Origin of the sequence: Acinetobacter entericus (assembly GCF_026168575.1) — a bacterium.
GTDB lineage: Bacteria > Pseudomonadota > Gammaproteobacteria > Pseudomonadales > Moraxellaceae > Acinetobacter > Acinetobacter bouvetii.
In genome coordinates this window covers 1-367 of the sequence record NZ_JAPEQW010000148.1, presented here as the reverse complement: position 1 = coordinate 367, position 367 = coordinate 1, and the positions used below count along the sequence as shown (strand labels likewise).

Here is a 367-nt window from a genome sequence, read left to right as displayed (position 1 = left end):
GTATTGTTTTTTATCTTCATCCAGTCGATCACGGCCCCACATTGCCAACTGATCAGCTCCACGTATCTGGGGATTGTGAAAACTCGCCTTAAAGTCGGCCCAGTCGTTTTCTTCAATATGACCATGAACAAATCCAAACTTCTTGCCGCCATGATTCACTTCAAGCACTACTGGCAGTTCAGCAAAGGTTTTCGCAATGTTACGCATCTCTTGCTCATCAAGCATGTAAAACCACTCGCCACCATTTTCAACATGGCATTGCATTGCAGCTCTATTGCTTAAACCCCAAATACATAAATCTTCATGATTGCCGCGCACCGACGTAAACCATGGCTTTGAAAGTAGTTCGATGCACTCCATGTTTTGG

Annotated in this window: 1 protein-coding gene; it reads right to left on the bottom strand. The window is 44.4% G+C overall.

The annotated features are described in order from the left end of the window. The coding region (locus tag OKC24_RS19975) for a metallophosphoesterase family protein (protein ID WP_507159415.1) at window positions 1–367 on the bottom strand (367 nt) is incomplete at both ends.